At 34.1% G+C, this 26,979-nt stretch carries 24 protein-coding genes and 1 tRNA gene; 14 read left to right on the forward strand and 11 right to left on the reverse strand.

Annotated features, from left to right (window positions below; genetic code table 11):
- Positions 1-23 precede the first annotated feature (23 nt).
- A complete protein-coding gene (locus ABN236_RS17720) occupies positions 24-782 on the forward strand; it encodes a hypothetical protein (RefSeq protein ID WP_349474541.1) in 759 nt (252 codons plus the stop codon).
- Positions 783-825: 43 nt separating this feature from the next.
- Here ABN236_RS17720 and ABN236_RS17725 read toward each other — a convergent pair whose 3' ends face one another.
- The 4 genes from ABN236_RS17725 to yegD form a co-directional block, all read right to left on the reverse strand.
- A complete protein-coding gene (locus tag ABN236_RS17725; protein ID WP_349474542.1) occupies positions 826-1,290 on the reverse strand; it encodes a YhfG family protein in 465 nt (154 codons plus the stop codon).
- A 142-nt stretch (positions 1,291-1,432) separates the two neighbouring features.
- Positions 1,433-1,696, reverse strand: coding sequence for a YjbD family protein (locus ABN236_RS17730; protein ID WP_194952467.1), 264 nt, complete (start codon positions 1,694-1,696; stop codon positions 1,433-1,435).
- Positions 1,697-1,868: 172 nt separating this feature from the next.
- On the reverse strand, positions 1,869-2,894 hold the full coding sequence (locus tag ABN236_RS17735; protein WP_349474543.1) for a threonine aldolase family protein: 1,026 nt from the start codon (positions 2,892-2,894) through the stop codon (positions 1,869-1,871).
- 140 nt (positions 2,895-3,034) lie between these two features.
- Positions 3,035-4,387 (reverse strand): molecular chaperone, encoded by a 1,353-nt coding sequence (gene yegD / locus ABN236_RS17740; protein ID WP_349474544.1) that lies wholly within the window; start codon positions 4,385-4,387, stop codon positions 3,035-3,037.
- 236 nt (positions 4,388-4,623) lie between these two features.
- Between yegD and ABN236_RS17745 the strand changes: the two genes are divergently transcribed.
- Positions 4,624-5,100: a hypothetical protein gene (locus tag ABN236_RS17745; RefSeq protein WP_349474545.1), complete on the forward strand. Its 477-nt coding sequence runs from the start codon at positions 4,624-4,626 to the stop codon at positions 5,098-5,100.
- Here the strand turns inward: ABN236_RS17745 and ABN236_RS17750 are convergent, their stop codons facing one another.
- Positions 5,101-6,024, reverse strand: coding sequence for a LysR family transcriptional regulator (locus ABN236_RS17750; protein WP_349474546.1), 924 nt, complete (start codon positions 6,022-6,024; stop codon positions 5,101-5,103).
- Positions 6,025-6,188: 164 nt separating this feature from the next.
- On the opposite strand from ABN236_RS17750, the gene ABN236_RS17755 reads away from it, so the two are divergent.
- Genes ABN236_RS17755 through ABN236_RS17765 form a run of 3 tightly spaced genes read left to right on the forward strand, consistent with a single transcriptional unit; the run spans position 6,189 to position 7,012 of the window.
- Positions 6,189-6,383 (forward strand): DMT family transporter, encoded by a 195-nt coding sequence (locus tag ABN236_RS17755; RefSeq protein WP_349474587.1) that lies wholly within the window; start codon positions 6,189-6,191, stop codon positions 6,381-6,383.
- Positions 6,341-6,577, forward strand: coding sequence for a DMT family transporter (locus ABN236_RS17760; protein WP_349474547.1), 237 nt, complete (start codon positions 6,341-6,343; stop codon positions 6,575-6,577). Before ABN236_RS17755 ends, ABN236_RS17760 begins: the two co-directional genes overlap by 43 nt.
- A gap of 3 nt (positions 6,578-6,580) precedes the next feature.
- The gene (locus ABN236_RS17765) at positions 6,581-7,012 is read left to right on the forward strand and encodes a DMT family transporter (protein ID WP_349474549.1); all 432 of its coding nucleotides are present in this window, start codon (positions 6,581-6,583) and stop codon (positions 7,010-7,012) included.
- A gap of 28 nt (positions 7,013-7,040) precedes the next feature.
- Here ABN236_RS17765 and ABN236_RS17770 read toward each other — a convergent pair whose 3' ends face one another.
- From ABN236_RS17770 to ABN236_RS17780, 3 genes are all read right to left on the reverse strand, one after another.
- Positions 7,041-7,454: a DUF6122 family protein gene (locus tag ABN236_RS17770; RefSeq protein ID WP_311754804.1), complete on the reverse strand. Its 414-nt coding sequence runs from the start codon at positions 7,452-7,454 to the stop codon at positions 7,041-7,043.
- Between the two features lie 68 nt (positions 7,455-7,522).
- A complete protein-coding gene (locus tag ABN236_RS17775) occupies positions 7,523-9,835 on the reverse strand; it encodes a hypothetical protein (RefSeq protein WP_349474550.1) in 2,313 nt (770 codons plus the stop codon).
- Between the two features lie 87 nt (positions 9,836-9,922).
- A tRNA-Arg gene (locus ABN236_RS17780) sits at positions 9,923-9,994 on the reverse strand.
- A 354-nt stretch (positions 9,995-10,348) separates the two neighbouring features.
- Here ABN236_RS17780 and ABN236_RS17785 point away from each other — a divergent pair.
- From ABN236_RS17785 to mnmH, 3 genes are all read left to right on the forward strand, one after another.
- Positions 10,349-11,455: an efflux RND transporter periplasmic adaptor subunit gene (locus ABN236_RS17785; RefSeq protein ID WP_349474551.1), complete on the forward strand. Its 1,107-nt coding sequence runs from the start codon at positions 10,349-10,351 to the stop codon at positions 11,453-11,455.
- Positions 11,452-14,535, forward strand: coding sequence for an efflux RND transporter permease subunit (locus ABN236_RS17790; protein WP_349474552.1), 3,084 nt, complete (start codon positions 11,452-11,454; stop codon positions 14,533-14,535). The genes ABN236_RS17785 and ABN236_RS17790 overlap by 4 nt, the downstream gene beginning before the upstream one ends.
- Positions 14,536-14,733: 198 nt before the next feature.
- Positions 14,734-15,819, forward strand: coding sequence for a tRNA 2-selenouridine(34) synthase MnmH (mnmH, locus tag ABN236_RS17795; RefSeq protein WP_349474554.1), 1,086 nt, complete (start codon positions 14,734-14,736; stop codon positions 15,817-15,819).
- Between the two features lie 93 nt (positions 15,820-15,912).
- Here mnmH and ABN236_RS17800 read toward each other — a convergent pair whose 3' ends face one another.
- Positions 15,913-16,656, reverse strand: coding sequence for a DUF4184 family protein (locus ABN236_RS17800; protein WP_349474555.1), 744 nt, complete (start codon positions 16,654-16,656; stop codon positions 15,913-15,915).
- A 188-nt stretch (positions 16,657-16,844) separates the two neighbouring features.
- Positions 16,845-18,404 carry a bifunctional metallophosphatase/5'-nucleotidase gene (locus ABN236_RS17805; protein WP_349474556.1) on the reverse strand — a complete coding sequence of 520 codons (1,560 nt, stop codon included), beginning with the start codon at positions 18,402-18,404 and terminating at the stop codon, positions 16,845-16,847.
- Positions 18,405-18,573: 169 nt separating this feature from the next.
- On the opposite strand from ABN236_RS17805, the gene ABN236_RS17810 reads away from it, so the two are divergent.
- The 6 genes from ABN236_RS17810 (at position 18,574) to ABN236_RS17835 (ending at position 24,883) form a co-directional block, all read left to right on the forward strand.
- Positions 18,574-19,950, forward strand: coding sequence for an IS1/IS1595 family N-terminal zinc-binding domain-containing protein (locus ABN236_RS17810; protein WP_349474557.1), 1,377 nt, complete (start codon positions 18,574-18,576; stop codon positions 19,948-19,950).
- A gap of 148 nt (positions 19,951-20,098) precedes the next feature.
- Entirely contained in the window at positions 20,099-21,277 is a 1,179-nt protein-coding gene (locus ABN236_RS17815; RefSeq protein WP_349474558.1) for an MFS transporter, read from the forward strand.
- A complete protein-coding gene (gene yidZ, locus ABN236_RS17820) occupies positions 21,270-22,244 on the forward strand; it encodes an HTH-type transcriptional regulator YidZ (protein WP_349474559.1) in 975 nt (324 codons plus the stop codon). The genes ABN236_RS17815 and yidZ overlap by 8 nt, the downstream gene beginning before the upstream one ends.
- Positions 22,245-22,523: 279 nt before the next feature.
- Positions 22,524-23,180: a glutathione S-transferase family protein gene (locus ABN236_RS17825; protein ID WP_349474560.1), complete on the forward strand. Its 657-nt coding sequence runs from the start codon at positions 22,524-22,526 to the stop codon at positions 23,178-23,180.
- Between the two features lie 228 nt (positions 23,181-23,408).
- Complete coding sequence (locus ABN236_RS17830; protein ID WP_349474561.1) at positions 23,409-23,852, forward strand: GNAT family N-acetyltransferase; 444 nt, start codon at positions 23,409-23,411, stop codon at positions 23,850-23,852.
- On the forward strand, positions 23,849-24,883 hold the full coding sequence (locus ABN236_RS17835) for a serine hydrolase domain-containing protein (protein ID WP_349474562.1): 1,035 nt from the start codon (positions 23,849-23,851) through the stop codon (positions 24,881-24,883). The genes ABN236_RS17830 and ABN236_RS17835 overlap by 4 nt, the downstream gene beginning before the upstream one ends.
- A gap of 102 nt (positions 24,884-24,985) precedes the next feature.
- Here the strand turns inward: ABN236_RS17835 and ABN236_RS17840 are convergent, their stop codons facing one another.
- A complete protein-coding gene (locus ABN236_RS17840; RefSeq protein ID WP_349474563.1) occupies positions 24,986-26,644 on the reverse strand; it encodes a DUF4139 domain-containing protein in 1,659 nt (552 codons plus the stop codon).
- Positions 26,645-26,979: the final 335 nt, after the last annotated feature.

Consider the following 26,979-nt stretch of genomic DNA (forward strand, 5'->3'; position numbering starts at 1 on the left):
AACATAATAGATAAGAAGGCAAAATGAAAAAATTAGGTTTAGTTATCATCGGAGTATCATTGCTAACGGGTTGTATGACTAAATCTCTATGGAACAATAACCCTGTTTCAGATTTTACTTATCATTATGAAGAAGAATATAAAGATGTAATTACTGAAGTCGTTAAATTGGAATTAAAAGAAGATAAAGAGCCATTAGTTATACGAGATGGTAGCGCTATTTCACTTAGAGGGATGTCACTAGCGAGTAAAACCCGAATTTATAATATCTCTTATGGTGATTACCCATTAAAAGTTATCTATAAATATATGCCAAAAATGAAATTTAGCGCCAGAATAGCACCTCAAGGTGCCGTTCCTTTTGAAATTCAAAATAGACACGTTAATAAAGGCGACGGTGTTTTAGCTTCTGATATTCAAGGTGTTTTCTTATTTTCAATCAATCCTGAAGTAAAGCTACTGGAAAGTGAAATAAAAGAGCTCGAACAGGCTCATTTTAAAAAAGAGTGCAAAGCACAAGATGGTAGCTTGCAGTGGTGTATTGATTTTTGGATCAATGCCAATGTTTTTGAACGTAATCAAACGAGATATGTGGTTATCGTAGAAAAAGTGTTACCTAAACCTATTAATATTGCTCTTTATGATTTAAAAGACACACCAAAAACGAATGTCGGAAATTTAGTAGGTAATACAATAGGTACACCAGTATTTATTATTGGTGATGTATTACTGGCTCCATTAGGCGCTTTATTGGGTGTTGTTGTTCAGAGTGCAGGGAATTAATTTTCTGGAAGGGTTATGATCCGGCTAAATATTTGTCCATATGTTATCCTTGATAATACTTTGCTAGAATTTTTTCTAAACTTATTGATTCATCAGGAATTTTTATATCTAACCCCTCTAATCTTGAACTATCACAAAATTTCTCTAATTTATATTTTTCATAATACTCGTAGGGATCAAAACTATTTAAAACAGGTAATTTCTTTAATTTGTCTATTTTTAATTCTAACGCCTTCCAACTCTTTGCTTTAATTGTAAATCCCAGTTTTTCTGATAGTTGTTTTTTAGTATCTAAAAAAGATCCCATTTTATAATTTAATGAATCACCTGAATTTAACCAAAGAATAAAGTCATTAATTGACATTATAGTTTTGTATAATGAAATCCAATCTGTAACTATAATTTTTGTATCAAGTTCATTTTCGATAATTTTGACGAGCTCATTAAAAGGACCTAATAATTTTAAATCCTCTATATTATTAGTTCTTAAAATATTTTTAATATACATGTTCAAAGCTCTCATTCTCTAAAATTTACTGATAAATTCATCATACTATATCGTGTTTTTTTATTTAACAATAGTAATTGAAAATACGACTTTCAAGGTAACTCCTTGCTAGTAATAGGGGGCTTACTAGCAAGGAAAAAAATTAACGATATCCGCTACGATGGTTTTTAGCTGACCAACTATAGGTTTCATCACTAGGAGCTAGTTTTTGTTTTTTCTTGAGGGCTTGTGCTTTTTTGGTGGCTTTTTCAACTTCGAGGGAGATTTCGGTAATAATGGAGTCTTTGACTTTATTCATTTCGGCATTGGTTAATTCACGCCCTAATTTCTTTCTCTCTTGACCTATCCTGGTTTTTACTCGCATTTGTTGGGCATCTGTCATCTCTTGGAGTGTCAATTTCTTCATTCTTTTACCCTACCTATGTTGAGAGAGGAGTAATCAATATAACATTATTAATGCGCCTCTCCAGCATTATATTTAGATTTAAGGTAATTAAATTCTGATTATATCGAAAATGCATTACACACGTAATAAGCGTGTAATGCATAGCAATAAGAGATAAGTTTAAACAGAAAATTTAAACTAATTGAAGAAATGCTGTTTTAAACCCATCGATATCTTGCTGTGTTGTTGCCCAAGAAGTACAAAGACGTAAGCAACTCAAATTAGGATCTTCAAGTAATACACGATGAAAAACAAACTGTTGTGTTAATTTTTCCGCAATCGTGTTTGGTAAAATAACAAAAACTTGGTTAGATTCAGGTGGTGCTAAAAATTCAAAACCTTGTTCAGTAAAGAATTCGGTTAATTGTGATGCCATTTCATTAAGGTGTTTGCCTAATTTAAAATAGAGATCATCTTTAAATAAAGCTTCAAACTGCGCACCTAATAACCAACCTTTCGCTTGTAATCCACCCTTTTGTTTTAAGCTAAAACGAAAATCAGATTTTAGTGCAGGATGGCAAATCACGAGCGTTTCAGCTGACATTGCACCGATTTTAGTGCCACCAATATAAAATGCATCAGTTAAGCTGGCGATATCTTCAATAGTCAGATCACTTTGTGCAGACATTAATCCTGCCGCTAAACGAGCACCATCAAGGTATAACCATAAATTATGTTCGTTACAGAAGTGACGTAGCGCTTGCAATTCTGCTTTGCGATAAACCGTACCAATTTCTGTGGCATTTGTTATATAAACAAGTTTTGGTTGAACCCAATGTTCATCATTATGCTCAGCAAGAATAGGTTTTAATAACTCGGGTGTTAATTTGCCATCAGCGGAAAATGTTGTGATGACTTTATGCCCTGTTGCTTCAATTGCGCCTGTTTCATGTGTAGCAATATGCCCAGTACTGACAGAAATAACAGCTTGGTGTGGACGTAAAAAATGAGAAATAGCGGTTAAATTAGTAATGGTACCACCATTAAAAAAGTGAATATCCGCATCTGGTTGTTGAATTCGCTGTTTTATTAATTGAGCAGCTTGATGACAAAGCTTATCCATGCCATATCCATCATAGCGTTGCCCCACTGTATCAGTGATTGCCTTCATGACCGCAGGATGTGCAATTTCATTATAATCATTTTGGAAGCGGTACATGTGTTCTCCTGTCGAATGTTGTGTTTTTATCGTGTTTTATAAAGCAAAACGCTCTACATCTAATCAATACAAAGATTGAATGTAAAGCGCTTTAATATATTGAAAAAGTCAGTTATTTAAAACCGATTATTTAATACTTATTATTTAAAGCAGACCTCGCCCCAACGCGCCAAACCAGCAGTAACCGATCCAAAGTCATTACCTTTAACAATTGGAATATTAGGCAATTGTTGTTCAATGGCTTGGCATAGGAGAGGTGAACGCGCAGAGCCACCTGTCATAAAGACAGCATCGGGTTTTATTCCCCCTTGCTGAACCGCATCATTAACTAATTCAATCATTTTACTTTTTGGTGATTCAATAGATTCAACCATCTGATCACGTTCGATAGTTAATTCTAAGGTTTCACTTAATAAAGCGATATTAGCAATATATTCAGGAGAATCTGATAAAGCGATTTTAGCTTCTTCAGCACGCCTAACAATGCTATAGCCCAATGTTTCATTATAGACTTCAATAAGACGGGTTATTTTTTCAGGCTCTTTTGCGTCTCGTCTTAGCTGATTTAATACAGCAAGATTTTGACGAGAATAAAAATCTTTTTGTGCTTCAACATTATTAATCGCAATAGGGTCCCAGAACTGTTTCAGAGGTAATTTAATACCTGAAGACGTTAATCCGGTCATGCCAAATAAGGGCATAAGCTGTTTAAAAGCAAGGTAAATATCAAGATCGTTACCACCAACACGTTGTCCACTATGGGCAAGTAATGTATTTGAACGATCAGTTTTGCCTTTATAACTTGGACCCATTTGAATTAATGAGCAGTCAGTAGTACCACCACCAATATCAACGACTAATACGGTTTGGTCTTTAGTTAACGTTGACTCATATTCAAGCCCAGCAGCAACAGGTTCAAATTCAAACATAATATTCTTAAAGCCCGCTCTTTTAGCGGCACGAATAAGAATACTTTCAGCTTGTCTATTTGAAGCATCGCCACCTAACCCATTAAAGTTAATCGGTTTGCCAATAACGGTATCAGTAATCGCTTCTCGTGTACTTTTTTCTGCTTGGTGCTTAATATTTGCCATCATGGCGCAAACTAAATCTTCAAAGAAGCTAATTTGTATATCATGTAGACCAGAAGCACCTAAAAAGGATTTCGGTGATTTAACGTAATAGACATCGCGAGGATCACGTAGATATAAACTTAGTGCGGATTGTCCGAAAAGAATATCTTCAGGAACTAATTCAATATCTTCTTCTCGATTAAACGCAATCGACTTTCTTAGTAATTGCTCGCCAACTTCACTGGATGGTTTAATATTTAAATGGCGAAATAAGTGCTCAGAAACAGATTCACGGGTTGGCGCACAAAGGGTTGATGGAATATACACATCATTACCTTCTAAAGGCAAAAGAGTGGGTTTCCCCTCTTTCATAATTGCAACAGAACAGTTCGATGTTCCATAGTCAAAGCCAATAAACATTCAGCCTCCCCAATAGACTTCATTAAAAAAAGACTGAGCACTCTACATCAAGCTTTTTGCAATTACCACCAGATTATGAGGTTTAAAAGAGAGAACAATCTCTTCAAGCCGTAATAAAAACTGTTGGATTAATCGCTGTTTTTTAGCACATTTGTTCCCTATTAAATTCAATATGCAAAGGGAAAATAGGTAAGATAACTAAGCCAATTTATTAGATATTTTTTATGGAGAAATAAATGAACACAATTCACTTATGCATAGTAGGAATTTCAGGTTATGAAGGGCCAGATTTTATTTTAGGTGCTTTTGATAATGAAGATATTGCTGAAAAAGCAAAAACGACATTTATTAGAGAGAATCAAAGCGAAGACAACCAAGTTAAAGTACTCGCTGAACAAGACCGATGGATAGAAGTCGAAGATGTGAAATTAGACAGTTTTAGCTGTGATATTCCCCTTTCAGATTTTTATTACCTAGTTTCACGTTTTAGTGAGGGTTTTGGTCAGATCTATCGTGATATTGAAGCGATTTTTGATAACTATGAAGATGCGCTCGTTAAATTAGAACAACTTGAAAAAGAGTATGAAGAATCTGATGCCTCATTCCCTGAATATTTTGCGATTGAGAAGCTACAAGCCAATCAAATTAATACTAAAACCGTAACACAGTGGTTAGCAGATGACTTTTTCGGCGATGATAAGCGTTTATTGTAATTATTTTCTTTCGATATTGCGTTGATAGTCGCTATTGGCACCGAATTGCTCTTTTAAGAAATCAACAAATAGCGTTATTTTGCGCGGAAGATTTTTTTTGTCAGGATAAACTGCATAAATAAAGTGCTCAGGCAAATCGAAGTGCGTCAATATAGGGATAAGTTTTTTATCTGTATTTGATAAGGCTGTTTGAGTAATAAAATGAGGGAGTAAAGCAATACCTATTCCCTGTAAAACCGCTTGTAATAATGCTTCACTATTATTGGCACGATAACTACCTTTAGGAATATGGCTATATTTTTTACCTCTTTGATAAAAAATCCACTCCATACCAGCTTGATATAATGAATACGATAAGCAATTGTGATCTTTTAGCTCAGAAACTTGCATGGGTTCACCATATTTATCAAGATATTCTGAAGAAGCGTAAAGCTGGCTATAACAAGGTGATATTTGACGCGCTATTAATGAGGAATCGGGTAATTCACCAATTCTAATTGCAAGATCGTACCCTTCTGCTACTAAATCTGTGACTTTGTCATCAAATAAAAGTTGTACATCAAGCTCTGGATACTTCTGCATAAATAAAGGCATTACTTTAGCAAGATGTAACGTACCAAATGACATGGGCGCTGAAATTTTAATCCTACCTTTGGCTTTATCGCTAAATTGTGAAACCGCCTCTTCTGCCATTACCGCTAACTTATAAGACTCTCGAATATAGTTAATATAAACAATGCCTTCTTCAGTTAAACTGACACTTCTTGTTGTTCTATGAAATAGGCGTATACCTAGCTTCTCTTCAACACCTTGAATAGCTTTGCTGACTGCTGATTTTGTTATATTCAATGTTTTGGCAGCTTTGGTAATACTCAAATACTCAGCCACTGCAATTAGAATGGGAAAAACGTTCATATCATTCATATTGTCAACCTAAAGTAAACAGTGTGTTTTCTTGCCTGTATTGTTGAAAAGGAATATTTTAAGTCCACACAAAAAATGATTTATATAGACTTAATATTATGAATAACAAGTATATTCTCTCTCTTGTTGCGGTTTTTTCTGGCGTTTTACTTTCATTAATGATTATGAGTAATAGTTACTTAGCCAGTTTTACAACGCCATTAACCGCATCATGGATAACACACGGTATAGGGACTTTTTTCTCTTTAATTATATACATTTTATATTTAAGAAAGAATCAACTTACTAAGAAAAACAATAACAAAATAAAAATCCTATGGTATTTGGGGGCATCCCCGGGGCATTTACAGTGTTATTAGCTGCAATTACAGTAAATAGTCCATTATCGCTCTCTGGTAGTATTATTTTAATGATAACAGGGCAAATTCTTTTTAGCGTTATTGTTGATGCTATGGGATGGTTTGGGATTGAAAAAAGAAAAATCACCCTACGCGATTTATTTATGTGCTTTTTACTTATTTCTGGTAGCGCATTATTAATTATAGGTAGATAACTAATGAGTATTTTTATTTTAATTGCATTATTTAATGGGGTTTGTATTGTAACAAGCCGTACTTTAAATGGTAAGTTAGCACAAAATAGTAATGCTTTTTATAGCTCTTTAATCAATCACTTAATCGGTTTCATATTTTTAACTATCTTTGTTTTATGGATAAAAGATTACCACTCTATTGAACTATCAACGATCCCTTTAATTGCCTTTGCTGGTGGTATTATTGGCGCATTATTCGTTGTCATTAATAGTTATGTTTTACCGCTATTGGGTGTTATGTTAACGTCTGTTTTAGCTATTTGCGGACAAATGATTTCAAGTCTAGTTATTGATATACTCGGTGGTATTGAAAGTAATAACCTACTATTTCAAATAATAGGTGTTTTGCTGATTATTGGTGGTGTGTTAATAAAATTCACTAAGCAATCTAAATAAAAAATAAAGATAGATTTAAAACCCCTTTCTATTTTTTGGCAATAAATTCATTATTGAGAGCAGACATAAAGTAATTTTTATCACAACTCATCGTTATTGTTAGATCGGGTTTTAATCCACCTAAATAACAGTCAACTGAATCGGTAAATAAATGAAATAAACACCCTACTGCAATGGCTTTTAATTTCCATGAGGGTAAAAACCATATACCTAAGTAAACCAAAGCAGCCCAAACAGTATGTAATGGATGAAAACCTACGCTACAACGGTTGGGATCAAAAATAGGTGTTGCTAACAAATGGTCAATATCAATGGCCATTGTGCCTATCATAAGAAGTGAGGCTATCTTCCAATTCTTACCCCAGAAAAGATAGCCTAATAAAATAGGTGCTAAAAAGTGTAAACTGTAATGTAAAAGCGTTCTAAAAATCTCGAATATCACTTAAGCCTCTCAATAATAGCTACTTTTAATGTTATATTTTTAAAAATAGTATCCTGCTTTTTTGAGTTTTATTCACGAATTTCTTCGCCATTGGCTTTTAGAATAAGCTTCATCATCCAATGTTTTTCAGACCATCCATAAAAAATAAGATGTGATGCTTTATCATCATAATTATAGTCATTTGGTGTATTTATTACGGTCATTAGCCCATTCCAAATTAGCATAAATAGCGTTTTGAAATATTGAGATTGGGTATCAATATAATTCTCTGCCCATAAGATAAATTGTTGTAGTTCTTCTTGTGATAAATAAGAAAGGTAAAAAACACATTGTCGCCATGCGTAAGCCGCATTTTTTATTGTGATTAGTGATGCGTGATAACCACGATAAGGAGCTTGTAAATAGCGTTTGATAACTTGCAGGCATTGTTTGCACATATCAAGCAAGAAAGGCTTTAATTTGTCAGCAAGACCAATACTATTAAAAATAGTACTAAGATTATGGGTTGTTAATATGTAGGACTGCTCAAGTATTCCCCCATTTATTGCTGGAGAATAAGAGCCAAATTTTTCATTTGTTCTATCTTCGCACCATTTTAAGATCACACGGGATGTTGCATAAGGGTCTCCCCCTTGTGTATTTGCAGACGATAAAGCCGTGAGCAACTCGTGTTTTAATAGTAAATAATCAATTCTATAATATTGTGAATACAGACTGTAAGGTAAAACGGAATCAGCATTTTTTACCAATATATTAGCGATTTTCTTACTAAACATTCCCATAAAAATGTCTGCAGCAAGTTCTTCACTCCATTTAATACTTGGATCTACTTGAGAAGTCAGTGAGTTTAATTCTTGTAATAAAGGATTAGGTAGCTGCGTATGTGGAAAATAACGAAAGTTTAATAACAGAAACTCATTTAATACTTCCGTAAAGATAGTTTTGTTGGAAATCTGTTTTGTACGAAACTTATCAATAATGGCAACCCACGGAAGCTCTTCTAATTGTACTTGATGTTGTAAATCTAATAGTAATAAAGAGCGGCGTTGTTTAAATGCTCGATAGTTTTTTTCGTAAAGATGGCGTAATGGGATATCTAACAAACTATTAGCACGTAAACCCGCTGTAATTTGAGGAATAATATTGCTTAGAGCTTCTGAAGATGTGATTAATTTCTGCTCAATAAGTTGGCTTGCAGTGGTATTAAAACTACGCATTGTTTTATACGTAATTATACTTGGTATGGGATAATCTTCCGTTAAGCTAAATTGTTTTGCTTCACTTTCAGAAATAGCTTCTGTGGCAATCTCTTTATCATCAAAACCATTATTAATATCTAAGTTATCAAATCGGTTCAAAATGACTCGACTTAATGTGTAATGTAATGGTGCTTGCACATCATCTTGTTTTATTTTTTGTTTTTTGTCGCTTTTTTCTGAGTTTGGCTCGCCATATTTCTCGATATGGCGTTGTAATAAAACACGAATATGTTGTGCTTGATGAAGTTCTAATTCATTTTTCTCAAGCGATAATTGCTCAATAGCAATACGCAATTTTGCAAAGTCACCTTTATTTTTTATAGGTTTATTGCAAAGGAAATATTGTTTACGTAGTTGGAAATACTCAGCAAGAAGATCTTTTGCCGATTGTCTCCATAAAGGTGTAATTATATAACTTGATGACTTATCAACAATCTCTGAAAGTAACGCTACCATTTTCACTTTAAAAGGATGCCAAATAGTCACGGCTTCTTTTTGAGCTAATACTCGTTTATTGGGTTTTATTCTTTTAAGATCGTAAATTGTCATAGCAAGCTCTTGCACTCTTACTGTACTGCTAGAAATTACAGGCTGTTCGACAATATGAGGGTAAAATCTTAATACTGAAAACCAAGGTGAAATAATATCAAGCAAGTCTCTTGCATAAGCTTGAGCTTTATTTCTGATCAACCATGCAACAGTGAGCAAAACGCTCTCTTCAGGAACGCTAATAAGATAGTTTTCATTATCTAAACATTTATTAAGAACATTCATTCCTTCATCAGTTAAATAGTAGCTATTTAACGCTAATCGCTGATTTTCAGGCGAGGTTTTTATTTGCAGTTTATCTAATAGGTGTTGCTCTTCAGGTGTTATTTCTCCACCCGCTAACCAATTACCTGTCGCGAATCCACCTTTTATAACTTCAAGCGTGATCCATGCTGGTGTATTTTCGAATGGTGTTCGGCTGCCATAATTGGCTTGTCCTTGCAGTATTTGGTGTAAGACGGCTTCCCATTGTTGAACTTTGTTGTTATTTATCTCAGGTTGGCTTAGCGTTTTAGCCAATTGCGATTGTGCGTAAGAAAGTCCAACAGGTAATAGGTTTTGTTTATCAGCCATGATATTCACCAAATAAAGAGAGGTATTCGAGATGGTTTTTGATTGCTTTGAAAGAAGACAAGCAATAGAAATTATGATTAATGAGGGATCCAGAAGCAGGAGTTGAACCTGCGCCCTTTCGGTCCGAAGCCAAATGCTCTACCACTGAGCTATTCTGGAATACGTTGTGATTATAAGTGATAAACAAAAAATATCATCTAAATTATCTTCACAATGATTAAAAAAGTGAAAAATACGTACCTAAATAAAACAATATGATGATAGTATCTGTTGAATATATATCAAGAAAATCAACTTTCTCAGGTACAAGAAACGTTTATTTGTTCTGAGTTCATTCATTGTAGTGAAGAAGATTGGTTATATAAGTGCTATTAATCTTATATAAATATTGTTGTGTTCTTCGCTAGATTAAAGTCTTATTAAAATAAATATCCTATCTTAACCTGAATTTAAGGAATGGATATTACCTCAGCATTACATTGTTCCCTATTATTTTTAGGGAAATAAAGATTTATGAAAAAACTTCTATTGAAGATAACATTTGTTTTCTTCAGTTGTTTTCTGACATCGGTTATTTATGCCGAAGAAAATGAAAATATCATTAAACTAAGTGTAACAGAGCCTAAAATTGATCGTTATGTAGAGGTTCTTAATATACCGGGTATTTTTGTTGCCAAAAATGAAGTTTCTATTGGTTCACCATTACAACAACAGATGGTGACAGCGGTCTTTGTTGAAGAAGGACAATGGGTAGAAAAAAATCAGCTACTAGCAACATTAGAATCACCTCTTCAAACAGCCGCAGTGATGCAGTTAAAAGCAGAAACCGAAAAAGCCACGGCTTATATACAACAGCAAAAAGTGTTAGCAGAACAGGCACAAAAAGAATTAACTCGTTTAAGCGCTTTGGCTAATAAAGGGGTTATTTCAGCCAATGATTTTGAAAAAGCCAAATCAGAAACATTGGCTAAAAAAGCAGAATTAGAAGCCACTCGTGCAGAATTACGCCAATTAAATGCGCAACTAGCAAGGGAACAAAGCCAAGAAGATAAATCTAAAATTATTGCCCCAGTCGCTGGTGTTATTAGCGAACGTCATGCAATGAATGGCACACTTTCTGACAATGCTTTGTTATTTAAAATTATTGAAAATAATGAAATAGAGTTTGAAGCTAATGCGCATTTATCTGAGCTATCACAAATTAATCATTCATCAGATGTAAAAGTCAAAGATTACACAAATAAAGAACTATCTGGTGTGATCCGCTTTATTTCTTCAAAAATAGATACCTATTCTCAGCTAGGAAAAATTAGAGTTTCATTAACAGATAAACATAATCATCGTATTGGTGAAATGGGGGTCATGGTTTATACCCAACAGCCACAACAAAGAATGACACTTCCGTATAGTGCAATCAGAACCGAAGCTAATGGCATTCGGAATATCTTTATTGTTAATCATGATAGAAGAATTGAAATTCAACCTGTGGATATTGGTGGTGTTCATAATGGGCGAGTAGAAATATTAAGTCCATTATCTACTGATATTAAGGTTGTGGCTTATGCTCAAGCTTTTTTATCTCAAGGTGATCTTGTAGTTCCAATGAAGGATATTCAATGAAATTACAATTATCTTCATGGGCGATAACCAAACCAATTCCAACCATTGTTATCTTTTTGGTACTGACTATTGCCGGTATTTTTTCATTTATTCAATTACCGGTTACGGCAAATCCGGTTATTACATTCCCTATTGTGACCGTCACAATTACACAGGATGGTTCATCGCCTACTGAATTGGAAAATGCAGTAACAAAGCGTGTTGAACGAGCTGTTTCCGGTATTCCGGGGATCCGTCATATCACCTCTTCAATTAGTGAAGGTGCTTCTTCAACGGTTATTGAGTTTGACTTAAATATTGATGCTTATATAGCAACGAACGATGTCCGTGAGCAAATTGTGCAAATTAGAGGTGAGCTACCTCAAACTATTGATGAGCCTTTAATTAGTCGTGTAGATGTCGAAGGTGGTGCCATTTTACGTTATATGGTCTCTTCCTCAACGATGTCATTAACCGATTTATCATGGTATGTCGATGATACTATTAGTAAACAACTCGTAATGGTTTCGGGAGTACAAAAAATAAGGCGCTTAGGTGATGTTGAGCGCGTTATTCGTGTCGAACCTGATGCACAAAAATTAGCAGCATTACAGCTCCCTATTACGACGATTAATGAACTTTTACGAGGTGTTCACCAGAATTCAGCGGGAGGAAGTACCAAATATAATACACTGCAACATACCATCCGTGTTTTAGGTGAAAAACAGAGTGTTGAGGAAATTAAAAATATTCTATTGCCTACTGATAATGGGCAATGGATCAAATTAGGTGAAGTCGCCAATATTTATGATGGGCAAAAATCAACTAAATCTATCTCTCAACTTAATGGCAATGACGGTGTCGGATTTGCGATATATAGAACAAAAGGTTCTAGTGATACGGTCGTTGCTGACAATGTCGAAAAAGTATTGGCACAACTAAGAGCAACTAACCCAGATATTAATATTGAGCTCATTTCATCAACAGTAAAATACACCGAATCGAGCTATCATTTAACGATTAAAACGTTAATTGAAGGGGCTTTCTTAACGGTTATTATCGTTTTATTTTTCTTAAAAAGCTGGAGAGCAACATTAATTGCTGCAATTGCACTCCCTTTGTCCATATTACCCACATTCCTTGTTTTGCTGCTTTTTGACTATAGTTTAAACAGTATTACGTTATTAGCGCTAACTCTTGTTATTGGTATTTTAGTGGATGATGCTATTGTCGAAATTGAAAATATTCAAAAGTATATTGAACGTGGTGAACGGCCCTATATTTCTGCATTAAAAGCATCTGATGCTATTGGGTTTGCGATAGTGGCTATTACCTTAACAATTGTGGCTGTATTTCTTCCTGTTAGTTTTATGGGTGGATTTGTCGGTAAATATTTTATTCCTTTTGGTATCACTGTATCTGCGGCGGTATTGTCTTCCTTGCTAGTTGCTCGCCTAGTAACTCCGCTAATGGCTGCTTATATTTTGCTGCCTCAGACAAAAAGCAAAGAACACAAAATACCTCGTTGGATTGGTAAATATACTTATTTTCTATCACTAACCTTAAAACACCGAAAACTCGCTTTATCCATTGCACTCAGTTTTTTAATTGGATCAATGGCAGCCATTCGTTTATTACCTGTCGGTTTTATGCCCGAAGGTGATATTAGTATTAGTCAAATTAGTGTTGAATTACCACCCGGCTCTCCAGTTGAACAGACACAAAAAGAGATTAATCAGTTGACTCGTTTATTAAAAGAGAGAACGGAGATTAAGTCTGTTTATACTATTGCCGGCATTGCTGATGACTCTGATGGTATCGCTCAACATAAAGGCGAAATAATTCTTACCTTATCTGAGCCTAATGAGCGTGTTTTATCACAAAAAGAGTTTGAGCAAGAAGTGACAACGCTTTTTAATCAGCGCGCAGATATTAAGTTTTCATTTAGTAACAGCAGTGGTAATAAAGAGTTTTCACTCGTTTTTAGTGGGAATGATGCTGAAGAATTGGATAGAGAAATACAAAAATTAACCGATAAAATAGCAACACTTCCAGGATTTAATAATATCCAAGTTGTTAAGCCATTACTGCGTAAAGAGCTTATTGTTACACCGAAGCTAGATAATTTAGGTCGTACTGGAATAAATGTCGAAGAGATTGCGAACACATTACGGATTGCCACAATGGGAGAGGCAAATTCTCGTAGTGCTAAATTTAACCTACCCGATAGACAGTTAGCTGTTCAGGTTATTTTGCCTGAATATCAACAAGATAATATTGAGTTACTCAATAACCTCTATGTAAATAGCGCTGGGCAACAACCCGTTCCGATTAAAACGATGGCTAAAATAGACTCAGGAGATGGTCCTTCACAAATTGAGCGAATTAACCGTCAAAGAAAAATAGCGATTGAAGGTAATCTTGATGGTATTAGTTTGGGTGAAGCAATCGAAACAGTAATGGCGCTACCTGAATATCAACAATTACCACATACCGTGTCACAAGTTGAATACGGTGATACAGAATATATGCACGATATGCTGATGCGTTTTGGTTCAACAATGGTTTTTAGCATACTGCTTGTTCTCGCGATATTAATTGTATTGTTTAAAGATTTTATGCAACCAGTAACTATTTTGGTCGCATTACCCTTTTCTATTGGTGGCGCTATTATCGCTTTAGTCTTATATGGTGCGATGATTGATCTACCTGTGATTATTGGCATTCTTATGCTTATGGGGATTGTCACTAAAAACTCGATATTATTAGTTGAATTTATTCTGGAAAAAGAGCGAGCTGGGCTAAGTCGTGAAAAAGCAATTTTAGAGGCAGGTCAAGAGCGTGTTAGACCGATTATTATGACCACGTTTGCAATGATTGCAGGAATGATCCCTCTTGTTTTAACTACAGGTGCAGATGCGGGTTTCAGAGGACCTATGGCGATCGCGGTTATTGGCGGATTAATCAGTTCAACTTTATTAAGCCTATTATTTGTACCTATTATCTACACCTTTATGGATGATTTTAAGCACAAATTATTACCGGTATTAGCCAAATTAACGTCAGTGACACAGGAAGATAGAAATATTAAGCAGTGGTAACCATGCCATTGTGACAAATTAAAAATACGCCACAGAAAATACTCACTGTGGTGTATTTTTTTTGCTCTAGAAAAAATTATTCTGTTAGAAATAACACACTATAATTTAATAAAAATATACGATCAGAGCGTGTCATAACATGTTCTTAAGAGTATAGTAGTCAATCTTTCAGCTAGACTAGATATAACAATTTTTATTATGGAATCAGCGTTTTCTGCTCAAAATATTCGACATATTCTTGCTAATAACACACCTATTATTGATGTGCGTGCGCCTATTGAATTTAATCAAGGTTCAATCCCTAATGCGATTAATTTACCTTTAATGAATGATGAAGAGCGTGCTGCTGTGGGAACTTGTTATAAACAACAAGGCTCACAAAAAGCGGTTGATTTAGGGCATCAATTGGTTAGTGGTGAAATTCGTGATAACCGTATCGCAGCTTGGCGTGAAGCTTGTGAGCAATTTCCAAATGGTTATATTTGCTGTGCTCGTGGAGGAATGCGTTCTCATATCGTTCAGCAATGGCTTAAAGAGATCGGTATAGATTATCCATTAATTGAAGGTGGATATAAGGCGCTAAGACAGACTGTTATTGAAATGACCAATGAATTAGTTCAACGCCCTATTGTCTTAATTGGTGGATGTACCGGTAATGGAAAAACGACTTTAGTGCGTTCATTACCAGAGGGTATTGATCTTGAAGGTATTGCGCACCATCGAGGTTCATCTTTTGGTCGTACAGTAGAAGCGCAATTTCCTCAAGCGACATTTGAAAATCATCTTGGTGTCGAAATGTTGAAAAAATCACCGAAATATACGCGATGGGTGCTTGAGGATGAAGGTCGTGCTATTGGAGCGAATGGATTACCCGAATGTTTACGAGCAAAAATGGTTGATGCTTCAATAGTTGTTGTGGATGATCCCTTAGAGCGACGCATAGAACGTTTGAAAGCAGAGTATTTTGATCGTATGACGCACGATTATCTGGAAGCGTATGGCGAAGAGAAAGGTTGGCAAGCTTACAGTGATTATTTACATCATGGTTTATTTGCTATCCGCCGTCGATTGGGCTCTCAAAGAGCAATGGAATTAACCCAGTTGCTAGATAATGCCCTAGAAATTCAGAAAAAAGAGTCTAACACAGAAGCACATTTTTCTTGGTTAACCCCTTTACTTAAAGAATATTACGATCCTATGTATCGTTATCAATTAAGCAAAAAGGAAGATAAAATTATTTACCAAGGAAGCTATGAAGAAGTCATGCAGTGGTTTAAAAACTAATAAATAGCTAAGATTTTCTGTATTAAATACAACGTATACCAAAGAAAAGCCCCGTAAAATTTATATTACGGGGCTTTTCTTTGTTTACTGGACCTAAATTTTAGTTCGATATAACCAGACTCCTAAGATTATCATTAAGCCAAAGAAAAAAGGTACCGCTAAAGAGAGTTCAAGGAAAATAAACCGATTAATGTTAATTCCCTGCCCTTTATTTGAGAATTGTAAAGCTAAAGGTAAAGCACATAATCCAGACAGAAAGCCAATCCCAATTAAGCGATATAACTTAATACGGTTCTCTTTTTGTGTTGGCGCGTCTTGTTTGCGCTGGTATTGAATATATTTCCAACACAAATAAAGCAACCCTAATACAGAGCCTAAATGTTGTAATAACTTATAGATAGCTATCTCTTGGCTATCGGTCATTCCTTGTAGTAATTGTGCTTGTAGTACAGAAAAAAATCTGACGGCGGTTCCTGTTTCGTGAGTAAAAGAATCCCATACAATATGAGTTACCGCGCCAATATACAGGGATAAAATAAATAAGCTTAATGCTCGAATATTGGGTTTTATTGGCTCATATAAGGGGATCGGCGATACGCACTTTAATGGCTTCCGTAGTAAATAATTTAGAATAAAAACCAGTAGGCAAAAAGGAAATGCAGTATAAAACCAACCCAATAAATCATGTGCCGTTGTTGCTGATTGATATAGGCCAAAAGAATAGAGTAAATCAGGTGAAGTACTTCCTACAATTAATGCAGGTAAACTAAGGCTTTTTCCTATTCTGGACTGCTTTATGGGGAAAACAATAGAAGGATGTGAAAAAGTCCACGGCATAGGAATATCTCTATAATATGAAAATGAATAACAAAAATTAGTATGAGTATATCAGTAGATTAGCTAGGCTTTATCTGATATCACAACGATTATTAAGATTAAATTAGCTCATTGTCATTAATACAAAAACGCCATTAATGGTGAGAACATTAATGGCGTTAAATGATGGGGTTATTGATTTTTACACACTATTTTTTTGCAGAGATATCAACAATTCGTTCTTCTTTAGGCATGTTGATAGTAACTTTTTGCTTAATATATTCAATTACTGCCGTAGCTGCACTGGTATTAGGAATATCTTTAGCATTTCGACCCTGAGTGAAGGCTGTAAAACCATCTCCGCCTCTCGCTAAGAATGAATTAGCAATAATTGGATAGTAAGTATTATCTTCAACACGTTTTCCATTGATAGAAACTGAGACAACACGTTCGTTTACAGGTTTAGTACTGTCATATTTCATTTCAAAACCACTAGATGCCTGCAATACACCATTAGTTAAATTTGCAGAGTGGTTCATTAAATCCCGTAAGTCTTTACCGCTCAATTCCATGTAAGTTAAATCATCTGGGAATGGGAACATACTAATAATATCCCCAATCGTAATATCTCCTTTATGGATCTCGTTACGAATACCACCACTATTAACAAAAGCAACTTGTGCCCGATTATCTGTAACTAAAAAAGCATCAGTAATTAAATTACCAATTTCAGAAGACTCACCATAAGAACGCGTTAGTTCATTCTGAGTATTGCCAATTTTTTGTTGTGCAATTTCATCTAATTTTTTAGTCCATGTTTCTATTTTTTTCTGTGTATCCGGATCTGGCTTGTGCTCATCAGCAAAGATATTAACTAACTCGCCTTTATAGTTATCAATTTTTTTAGTTTTGTCGTTTATATCTAACACCAATTTTCCAACGTTAATGCCATAAGCATCCGTAGAAACAATCAACGTGTCGTTTACTTTAATAGGTTCTGGAGTACCCACATGAGCATGGCCAGTAATTAAAATATCTAGCCCTTTTACTTGTTGTGCTAATTCAATATCTTTTTGTAGCATACGAGCGACATCTGCCGAGCCGAAACTGGATTGTCTTGCTGGAACGCCTTCATGAACGAGTAATACGGTTATATCAACTTTCCCTTTCAGTTCATTAAGATATTTATTAAGGTATTCAACTTCATCTCTTGCTTCAACACCCTCTCGTTTATCTTTATTAACCGTGTCATAGAAAGCAAATTTACCATGCAGTCCAATTACACCAAACTTTACGCCTTCTTTTTCTACTATAATATACGGTTTATCCCAGACAGCTTTGCCGTTATCTTCATAGAAAACATTGCCTAAAAGTACAGGGAATGTTGCTTTTTTTAGTTGAGTCACCATGTTTTCTACACCATGGTCGAATTCATGATTACCCACGGAAGCTGCATCAAAAGACATCTCGTTCATGATATCGATGATGGCCTCACCTTGAGTCAAAGTACTTAAATAAGGACCTGTAAAATAATCTCCGGCATCAAGAAATAAAACACCCGGGTTATTTTTTTTAGCATCTTTAACAATGGTTGCAATATTTGCAAATCCACCAACTAATCTATCCTTACTAATATAAGGTGCTTTAAAAGGAACAGCATTCGCGTGTAAATCGTTAGTATGATAAATAGTAATTTCTTGAGCGAATACGGAAGAGCTTCCTAATAAAGCGCCAATTAACAGAGGTAATATAAGAACGGGCTTATTCATAATAATATCCTGTAATAATAAAAATACTGAAATAACCTGGTTGATATTCGGTATTTAGTTAATATCACCTGACTTGTTAAAAGTATGATGACTATCACATTGCGTTAGCATTACACGTAGTTGAATTATGTTATTATCATTTTGTGTTGGTTTTTTGTGATAAGAACTGATGAAAACAGTAAAAGAAATTAATGTTAATGTATGTAAAACAGAGGGTTGTGAGCATTTTTCTGAAGTTGTAGAAAATGCCTATGTGATCCCGTCTTTTAAATTAGGTTTTCCTGCCGTTTATTGCAATTGCTGTGGCGGTAGTAGCGTATTAATTAATAATGAAGATATAAAGGCATTATTAAATCCTTATATTGATTTTTTTAATTTAAATATTAATGAGCAATGCCCAAATTGTGATTCATCAGCAAAAATACTTTATGGAAAAACGGGGAAAGGAACGGTACGCTATCAATGTAAACAGTGTAATACGGTTTTTTCTCTTAAAAACAACATAGATTTAAAGTCTCTTAATAATAAAATAATAGAACTTCTTATTTTACAATCGCAAACGCCTACTTATATTATTAAGAATTTAAACATTACCCCTGCACTATTTTATAGAAAACTATCTGCTATCGAAAAGATAATGGAAATAAAAGCAAGGCAATATGAAAAGTTATTAGATAAAAATAAAACTTATGATTTGCAAACAAACGTATTTACGTTGAGTTGTCGTAACAACACAAAAAAAGGCTTTTCAAATGAACTTTTTGGAATGGTAACCTGTTGTTCTAAAACAGGCTATATTTTTCTTCCAAGTGTTAATTGGAGTGAAATATTAGTGAGCTCTGACAGTCAATATCATAATAATACTAAAAAAGAGACATTAGATAATACTCAAGGTATATTACTCGACAATATTATCATGCGATATGAGCAAATAAACAGTAGAAAAAGTTTTGGTCAAATTCAATACACAGAAAAGATTTGCTCTGAACATATTATTGAGCCTGTAGTTTTATCTCATTTTCACTTTCTTAAACTAAAGTTTATTTTACCAATAAGTATTAAACATCATTTTATTTATCATGATAGCTTTATCCGTGGTGGGTGTATGGTTGCCTACGGTAAAGAAATAAAACAAAAAACGTCTAACCTTTATTATGTGGTTTCAAAGGGAACACGCCTAACATCAGATTTTAATTATAAAGGAAGTTATACACTGGGTTGGTGGAATAACAAATGGTATGAGTTTATATCTCAAGATAATCAAGAGTTATTCTATCTATGTAATTTGGGGTTAAATAAAACAGATGATGTTAGTTTTTATACTAAAATATCCCCTTCTCTTGATTACAGCCATCTATTTATTCAATCATTTAAAGAAAAATTTCCTGATGTATTTTTGAAAACCTTATCGCCTCGTACAGTAAAGTTATTATTATCTATTTATAGTTTTTACTATAATTATTGTCTTAGTAATGAAAGTGGAACGCCAGCACAAAGAGTGGAACTAATAAAAGAAAAGATAACGATAAAATCACTGTTTAATTAAAATAAAAATACCTTATCATTACCGTTTGATCTCGAAAAGTATAATCGGATATTTCCAAAATGGAAATTAGAGATTGCTTTTTTGTCATTAGGTTTCAGTTTCTTTGACGACTAGAATGCCTCTTCATCAGAATAATTGAGGTGGCTGGATGACAAAATATATCCTTTTTAGCTTTTGTTTAGTGTTGATTTACCCTCTTGGTGTGGACTTACATTTAACGGGGTTAACAGCAATTGCAAATGATTTAAACGCGTCAGAAGTGACATTACATCAAGCTTTCTCAATTTATTTAATGGGCATGGTTTCATCCATGTTAATTGCAGGATGGTGTAGTGATAATTTAGGGCGTAAACCTGTTGTATTGCTTGGAGCCGTTATTTTCTTATTGGCATCATTTGGTGCTGGAGTTTCGGTAACGGAAAATAACTTTTTGATCGCACGCTTCTTCCAAGGTATTGGGGCTGGATTTTGTTATGTTGTTACTTTTGCGATATTACGAGATACATTAGCTGAAAAACAACGCGCTAAAGTTCTTTCTATGATAAATGGCATTACTTGTATTATTCCAGTATTAGCGCCTGTTTTAGGTTTTCTGATCTTATTAAAATTTAAATGGCCGGTCATGTTTTATGCCATGGCAATCTATGCGTTATTAATCTTTATCTATTGTTTCTTTGCAATAAAAGAAACCAAACCAAAACAGTCAGCTAAAAGTAAAAATAGAACGACTACAATCACCGATGAATCTTTCTTAAATAGCTTCTTTTTAAGTCGTTTGCTTATATCATGCTTGGGAATGAGCGTGATCCTGACTTATGTTAATATCTCTCCAATCGTGATTATGCAGCAAATGCACTACACCACTGGGCAGTATTCAACAGCAATTACATTGCTTTCAATGGTTAGTATGATCACTTCGTTTATGATGCCGAAAATATTAACAAAACTCCGTTATGAAACCATTTTATATACAGGGTTATCGAGTTTTTTAGGTGCGGCTATTTTTCTTTTTATCGGAAAAAATAGTGATCCTCGCTGGTTCTTTGTCTCATTTTCATTATGTGGCGCGGGGTTTGCGTTGTTATTTGGTATTATAATGAGTCAAGCACTTTCACCATTTAGCCAGCGTGCTGGGCTTGCCAGTTCAATTTTAGGGATTTTGCAGTTGAGTTTTGCATCTCTCTATATCTGGACTATGGGGTGGTTAGGAATATCTGCAATTAATATGCTGATGATTATATTGTTTGCAAGTAGCTTTATTGGTTTTACCTTTTTGCATCTCTTTCGTTCTTCTGGACAACAACAAAAGGTGAATTGTGATGCATAAGCCATTACATCGAATAGATTTGAATTTATTAGTTATTTTTCAAATTCTTTTACAAGAGCGTAGTGTTACATTGACTGCAAAATGGTTGTCTATTTCACCTTCTGCGGTGAGTAAAGCATTGGCTAAATTGCGCGTTTGGTTTGATGATCCTCTTTTCGTTCGCAGCCCTCAGGGATTAATTCCAACACCTTTGACATTAAGTATTGAAGAATCTCTTTCCGATTTTATTAATATTGGTAACCATATCGCGGGTAAGCAAAATAGCGAGACACCTAAAGGTGTTCATTTTAGTTTAATATTGGAATCCCCTTTACATCAGGTGTTACTGAATCAATTTCCTTTAGAAATATTGAATTATTATCCTCAATCAATGGTGCAAATACGAAATTGGGAATATAACTCACTTTCGAGCATTATTGACGGTGATGCTGATATTGCTTTTTTAGGTCGTGAATATTATTCAGGCTCTAAAGAAGCATTACATTTATTACCTGAAGTCATCGATTGTGAAGAGCTTTTTCGTGATACGCCATTAGTTTATGTACGAAAAGATCACCCGTTATTAAAAGAGCCTTGGAATTTAGAGACATTTTTACGCTATTCTCACATCTCAACAGAATATGATAAACGACCTCATTGGGCATTAGATGATATTTTGGCAGAGCATGGGCGTTTACGTAATATAGCCATAACTTACACGTCATTCGAGCAAACTTTATTTATGATTTCTCAACCTAATCATGAGCTTATTACTTGTTTGCCTGGGTATTGTGTACATTATATCTCTAGAGCTTTACCTAATTTAGTGACATTATCTCTACCACTGCCACACAGTGTTTCTGAACAGCTTGATATCTCATTTATTTTACTGTGGCATAAACGCCATGCGTATAATTCTAAAGTGTTGTGGTTAAGAGAAACTATCAAAAATAGTGTTAATCAATTTATGCAGAAAAATAGTCGTTAAAAGTCTTACTACTATTTATTTAGTTTCTTCTGTGTTTACCGAAAATTATTAGCAGGATTAAGATTATTATTAATAAAAATCTTAATCCTGTTTTTTATATCGCTATCGTATACCACCCTATTTCTAACCTCTTTTTATACTCTTTCTGACATCAGAGGAGCATGTTATGCACTTTATCGTGCTTGATCTCCTTATGCTTAAAATATATAGTTGCAATTGCAATGATTGCTTTTGCAATCTAAATAATATTTAAAGAATATAAACTGTAGAGAGCGCAATATGAAAAAATCACCTGATAAAAAGCTAATTTTTTATACCTCTAATACGCCTAATGGCTTAAAAATTAGTATCTTTTTACATGAAGCTCAATTAGCACATTCTAAAATCTATTTGGATTTATCGACGGGCGTTCAGCGTAGCCCAGAATATTTGGCGATCAACCCAAATGGAAAAATACCTGCAATTGTTGACAATGAGGAGGATATGACTGTTTTTGAATCAGGTGCGATATTAACTTACCTCGATGATAAGTATAAAGTATTTAAATCGGCATCAATGAAAGAGAATTTGAGTATCCAGCAATGGCTAAATTTTCAAATCGCAGGTGTTGGCCCTATGATGGGGCAATTATGGTGGTTTTTGCATGGTTCTAAAACACAAAATCTTGAGGCAATTACACGTTATACAAATGAATCTTTGCGTCTATTGGGTGTAATTGAACGACAACTCACAATAACGCCTTATTTAGCAGGAAATCATTACTCAATTGCTGATATTGCAACTTTTTCATGGTTAAGAACATGGGAAGAGTTAAATTTAGATCTTGCAACATTCCCATATGTTATTGAGTGGCTGGATAAAATTAATCAACGCCCTGCTGTTAAAAAAGCGATATTAGCAAATAGCCAACCTAAAAATGAAGAGATATTGGCTTAATTATTAGATTAAATATGCAGAATAATTAATGCTGATCTTTTTTTATACTCACCTTAGTTTTTTAAGTTTAAGGTGAGTAAATAAAATATTTTTATATTTTCCCTTTTATAAATAATGTGTCTTATTGTGCTATCTAAATCTTCTCTTAATCTTTCTTTAATTTTATCGCAGATAATAAACAATGAGTTTTTATTAAAATGCGATTTAGTGATTTAAAAAGAGAATATGATGGATATCAGTTTAAAACGTATCACTTCAGATAATTATGAAGAAATTAGCTTGCTTGAAGTGGAAGAATATCAAGAAGACTATATTGCTTCTAATATGTGGTCTTTAGTTGAGGCGGCTTATAACGAAAACTATGTCGTCAGAGGTATTTATTTATCAGATAAACCAGTCGGCTTTTTTATGTGGGTAAAAGAAAACTCGCATAAAATTGCTATCTGGCGTTTTATGATAGATAAAGCACACCAAAATAAAGGATTAGGCAGAAATGCCCTTCAGCTTGCTTTAAATGAAATTAAACAAGATAAAGAAATCAATGAAATTGAGATCTGTTATAACCCATTAAATCCAGTGGCTAAAACATTCTATGCCTCTTTTGGTTTTGAAGAGATAGGTATGGATAAAGATGGGGATGATATGTTAGCACTAATAAGAGTAACACAATGAAAAATATAAAAAATAATAGCAAGCAAGAACAGATAGAACAGTTATTGAGCCCTATTTCAGAGAATACACCGGGTATTATTATACAGGCTCGTTTTGATGATGGTGTTATATATCAAGCTCAAAAAGGTCTTACGAATATATCTAAAAATCAATTAATTGATGAAAATAGTGTCTTTAATTTGGCTTCTGTTTCAAAGCAATTTACCGCTTTTTCTATATTACTTCTGGCTAAAGATGGAAAGTTATCACTTGATGATTCAATTCTTATTTATTTGCCGGAGTTAGGTGACTATGCCAAAGCGATCACAATTAACGATTTAGTTTCCCATACCAGTGGATTAATTGATTATATGGAATTAGCGTTTGAGCGAGGTGTTTCTTACACAACGCAACTTACGCCAGAAGAAAGTTTTGCTGATATTGTAAAGCAAACAGATACTTACTACCCTATTGGTAGTAAATTTGAATATAACAATACTGGATATTTTTTACTTTCTCAGATCATTGAGCGAGTAACTCAACAACCATTTTCAGTTTTTGCTCAAGAGCGTATCTTTGCGCCATTACAAATGAACGATACGTTTATTGTTGAAGAATATCCTACAATAAATCCTATTGTGTCTGGATATGCGGAAAATGAGCAAGGAAACTATGAGTTATCAGAAAGTCCTTGGACACATACTGGAGATGGTGCAGTACATTCAAGTGCGAACGATTTAATGAAATGGGGTGAAAACTTTAGTACTGCAAAAGTGGGCGGTGCTGAGCTTATTGCGAAAATGACACAACCTTTTCCTAATTCTACGTGTGAAGGTAAGCCGATAATTGATTATGAAGCTTATGGATTTGGCCTTTTTATTAATCATACTCTGGGTGAAATAAGTTTTGAACATTCGGGGGGCTGGATGGGAACTTCAACCTATTTTATGCGTTTCCCTCAATCTAAACTCACTATCACCGTTCTATCTAATCGTGAAAACTATGATGTTGATTTACTTGCAACTAAAGCCGCAAAAATTTTGCTTAATTAGTCGGCAAAATAGAGAAAATGAAAAAATAGCTCTTATTTAAAATAGAAAAAAGGTGCAATTGCACCCTTTTCTATTTTGTTTTTTAAATGTAGATAAGACAAATTATAATCCCATAATTTGTCTATTCTTAGGATAAGAAAGAGTATAATTCAATGGTAATGATTTTTCCTCTTTGGCACCTAATGTGATATCCCATTTAATTTCGCCAGTATCTTTATCAAGTACACCATCTTTATAAACGGCATCTGCTACATTGATATTGTTTTCTTGGCTAAGTGGTAGTTGATCGTAAATAGTGACTTTTACAGGAGAGTTATAAGTATTTCTTACTTTAATGGTATAACTCTCTTTTTGTTCAATCGTTGTACCAATAAAAATAGGCTCTTTTCTTATTTTCTCATTGTTAATACGGCTAATTTGAATATTTTTATCTATTCCAAATGGAATGCTAAGTAACTCTGTTAATTCGTTGGTATTAATATAACTATTACCAACAAAGCTATTCATATAGTAGATATTCGCACGACCATTAAGTAAATTTAAGTTTTCCCAATCTTTAACTTCAGCTTGTAAATAAACTTCTTCAACTAATTTAGGCGTTGTTAAATAGCGATAATCCGCAACAACTTCTTTTTGATTAATCACTAATGTATTAGGCTCTGTGCTATTTTTTAAGGTGTAAGGTAACGCGATAGCATGGCTTAAATTGATACCATTATTATTGGTTGTTACGTAACGAGTCACGCCTTTACTTAGTCGCTCTCTTGGTGCCATGCTTTCCCTTTCACTCATTTCTTCTAACACGGGAGCTGGCATAGCCATCCTCATGTCCATATTGGATTGTTTAAATTTCGAAGTGTTATTATAAAGAGATAAATACCAAGGTGATAATGTTGGTGCAGTGATATTAAGTGATGGATTAGTAGATGTTAAAACCAGTTTTACTTTATCCCAATTTAAGCCTGTATTTTGAATAACATCCGCTTTATAGGTGAGTAATATTGGCTTATCCATTCCTTGGCTTCGGATATCATAAGCAGGTGACCATCCAGCATCTGGCGTTATATAAGAAATACGCATTTTGCTGGTTAGATTTTTTGATGTGCCTAAAGATAAAACAATTTGTGTTTTCTCTTGCGCAATAATTGGCATATCAATTTCTAATTGTCGGTTTAACTCTTCTAATTGTTCTGTTAATTCAGCAATTTCTTCACGCGCCATTTTTTGCTGATTTAGAATAGATGTCATTTTTTGGCTAATAAAATCAAATTTTTGTGATGAGTGTTCTAATGACTGAGTTTCACCATAACCAAAAAATGATTGGTCTTTTAATAAAGTAATTTGTTCATCACCCACATTAATATTGATGTTTAATACTTCAATTCGCTTATTAATGTCTTTCTGTTTTTCCATCAATACTGCAATGTTAGAAGGGTAACTAGGAGCAATAGGAATTTTTTTAACGTTAATGGTATTAATAATCACATCTTCATTATCAATGCTAATTGATAGGCTTCTAGGATCAATATTGTTTGCGACATTAGATAAAACAACTTCACTCTGCCCTGCGGGTAAGTTGAGAGTGACGTTATTTTCAAGTTCAGCACCCCGTAAAAAAATCGTTGCTTGGTTGAGTTTTATATCATAATTAAGCGGTTTAGTTGGATCTACTGAATTGATTTCATTAGCAAAAACACTAGTTGCACTAATAATAGATAATGTAATAAGCGATAGCGTTAATTTATTGGGTTTAATCATCATTTTTATTCTATCCGTAGTTGATGAGCAGTATTAGTGAGAACTGCAAAATAGAGATGCACTGTTGCACAAGTATATTTAGATAGTATTGCATCTCTAATAAATTTGATAACAGAATAAACTTAAAATCTGATAGTTACGAAGTGGAAAAAACAGATAAAACAGTGTGTTAGAATTTTTAATTAAATGAATATTTAAATAATAAGGATTATCTTAATGATGGTGCAATATTTAGCTTTTATTAGCTTTATATCGTCTTGTTTAGATAAAAATAAGCAGAAAAGATTAATATACTCTAGCAATAAAAAAGGCAGTTTAAAAATAAACTGCCTAGGATA

This window comes from Proteus sp. fly-1013, assembly GCF_040140245.1.
In the GTDB taxonomy this organism is placed as follows: Bacteria; Pseudomonadota; Gammaproteobacteria; order Enterobacterales; family Enterobacteriaceae; genus Proteus; species Proteus mirabilis_B.